The organism is Microcystis sp. M53598_WE2, from assembly GCF_030067735.1.
Classification (GTDB): domain Bacteria; phylum Cyanobacteriota; class Cyanobacteriia; order Cyanobacteriales; family Microcystaceae; genus Microcystis; species Microcystis aeruginosa.
Window position 1 is genome coordinate 1 of record NZ_JASJFE010000705.1, and the last position, 2451, is coordinate 2451.

Annotated in this window: 2 protein-coding genes and 2 pseudogenes; 3 read left to right on the forward strand and 1 reads right to left on the reverse strand. The window is 43.4% G+C overall.

Features of this window, described 5'->3' with window-relative positions:
• Positions 1 to 503: pseudogene (locus PX636_RS14370) on the reverse strand (hypothetical protein); the annotation flags it as partial.
• A gap of 166 nt (positions 504 to 669) precedes the next feature.
• Between PX636_RS14370 and PX636_RS14375 the strand changes: the two are divergent.
• The 3 genes and pseudogenes from PX636_RS14375 to PX636_RS14385 all read left to right on the forward strand — a co-directional run.
• Positions 670 to 870 (forward strand): annotated as a pseudogene (locus PX636_RS14375) (PhoH family protein); the annotation flags it as partial.
• Between the two features lie 24 nt (positions 871 to 894).
• Entirely contained in the window at positions 895 to 1863 is a 969-nt protein-coding gene (locus PX636_RS14380; RefSeq protein ID WP_004162818.1) for a cysteine synthase A, read from the forward strand.
• Positions 1864 to 2021: 158 nt separating this feature from the next.
• Positions 2022 to 2300, forward strand: a complete 279-nt coding sequence (locus PX636_RS14385) for a hemolysin XhlA family protein (protein ID WP_004162819.1) — start codon at positions 2022 to 2024, stop codon at positions 2298 to 2300.
• The last annotated feature ends 151 nt before the right edge of the window (positions 2301 to 2451 follow it).

The window sequence follows — 2451 nt, forward strand, 5'->3', positions numbered from 1 at the left end:
AGGAAGAAAAAAGCAAGACAGAAAGAAGCCGGTAAAATAAGCAATACACCAAGGATGGGGATAACACCACTGACTAGCCCCAGAGACAGCGTTATCGGCAAGATTATTGCCGCTCCCAACAAAAAGATCAAAACCTGCATCCACCACAAGCGCCACATTTTCGGCTTAACTTTTTTTTCCGCTTGTCCGGAAGTTTCCGGCTGATAAATAATGTCTTGAAAAGCTAATCGTGAGATAACCGCACTATTAAAAAGAGACTTAGCGGCCGAGAAAATTTGTACTGGGAAAAGAAATAAACGTAAACCGATATCGCTGCCTTGTTCGGGGGTAATTGTTTGATAAAGTAATTGACTGAGAATTAATTGCAAAATTAAGGGAAGAAGCGACCACAAACAGGCGCGGACAGCAAAGAATACATAAGTTTGGAAGCGATCACGATAAAGACGGAAGGCAGTATTAATCGTATTGCCAATATTCAAAGGCTCGATGGAATTGTTAGTCACGGTGGGACTCCTTACAGAATGCCACCACCATAGTAGGTTAGGTAACTAATAACAGCTAAAAAACTTCCAATTTAATCAATATTTTCAGCAAAGACAACAATTTTGCTAAAGTGGTAGAAATTGGCCAACGATTCAATTCCCCAGTGGAGAAAGTGCGATCGCATTGATGGTCTTAACTCCCTTGGGATTCAGTTCGCGCATGGTAGTAACCGGAGATGTCACCCAAACCGATTTACCGCAACAACAAGAATCGGGGTTAATTGCCGCTCAAAAAATCCTAAAATCAGTAGAAGGGATCGCTTTTTCTTACCTATCGCGGGCCGATGTGGTACGTCATCCCTTAGTACAAAAAATCGTCTCAACCTAGGAACAGCACGAAAAATAACAGATTATGGATATTAAACATGGTTTCGTCGATGCGGTGGGTAATACTCCCCTAATTCGTCTCAATAGTTTTAGCGAGGAAACCGGCTGCGAGATTCTCGGTAAGGCCGAATTTCTTAACCCCGGTGGTTCGGTCAAGGATCGGGCCGCTTTATATATTATTCAAGAAGCGGAAAAAGCCGGTACTCTCCAACCGGGGGGAACCGTTGTCGAAGGAACCGCCGGCAATACTGGCATCGGTTTGGCCCATATCTGCAATGCTAAAGGTTATAAATGCCTGATTATCATTCCCGATACCCAATCCCAAGAGAAAATCGACCTATTGAGAACCCTTGGCGCAGAAGTGCGTACTGTTCCCGCCGTTCCCTACCGAGATGCCAATAATTACGTTAAATTATCGGGGAGATTGGCCAGTGAGATGGAAAATGCTATCTGGGCCAATCAATTCGATAATCTGGCTAATCGTCGCGCTCACTACGAAACCACCGGCCGGGAAATCTGGGAACAAACCGACGGTAAAATTGACGCTTGGGTGGCTGCCACGGGAACCGGGGGAACCTACGCGGGGGTGGCGATGTTTTTAAAAGACCAAAATCCCCAGGTGCGTTGCCTGGTGGCGGATCCGATGGGTAGCGGTTTATATAGTTATGTGAAAACCGGGACAATTACCCTGGAAGGTAGTTCAATTACCGAAGGGATTGGTAATAGTCGTATTACGGCTAATATGGAAGGCGCACCCATAGATGATGCCATTCAAATTGATGATCCCACTGCCATCAAAGTTGTTTATCAACTATTACAAAAAGATGGTTTATTTATGGGGGGTTCTGTGGGTATTAATGTCGGTGCTGCCGTGGCTTTGGCTAAACAAATGGGACCGGGACACACCATAGTTACTGTTCTTTGTGATGGTGGGTCCCGTTATCAATCTCGTTTATATAATCCTCAATGGTTGGCTGAGAAAGGATTGGCTTAATCAGGAATTATCGGCTCATAAATTAGTGGAGATCATGGTAGCGGTAGGGCAACAATTAGAGAAGGCAGCAGGGGAAAATGAGGCGCTTCGGTTGGGCAAACACTTAAGATAAGATAGACAACAATGCTGATAACTATCATTATTAGGAGAATCATTAGATGTCAGTTACTATTGAACAAGACCTCAAAGAAATTTTAGGTTCAATTAATCAGAAGTTAGATAATCTGCAAAAAGATGTTATGGATATTAAAATAGTACAGGCGAGATTAGAGGAAAAAGTCGATAGTTTAGAAAAAGATATTGAAGGAGTAAAAGAAGATACAAAAGAATTAAAAGGCTCTCAGAAAGCCCAGATTTGGACGTTAATCGGCATCTTGGGAACAGCTTTAATAGGAACAGTTATTCGCTATATTATTCTCCCTTTTCCTCAATCATAATTAGGGTTTGCGGCAAAAAGTTTTTCCTGGGGGCAGGGTGTGGGGTGTGGGGTGTAGGGTTTTACCCATTTTCAGGGGGTCAATTACCTAATTTTCAGGGAAAAAGTGCATTAATTTCCCCCCCGATTCCTCCAATGGCTGGCACTTTTTG

What these genes read in the sequence shown, in the direction of transcription:
- PX636_RS14380 (WP_004162818.1), top strand. Translation starts at nt 895, where the DNA reads ATGGATATTAAACATGGTTTCGTCGATGCGGTGGGTAATACTCCCCTA.
- PX636_RS14385 (WP_004162819.1), top strand. Translation starts at nt 2,022, where the DNA reads ATGTCAGTTACTATTGAACAAGACCTCAAAGAAATTTTAGGTTCAATT.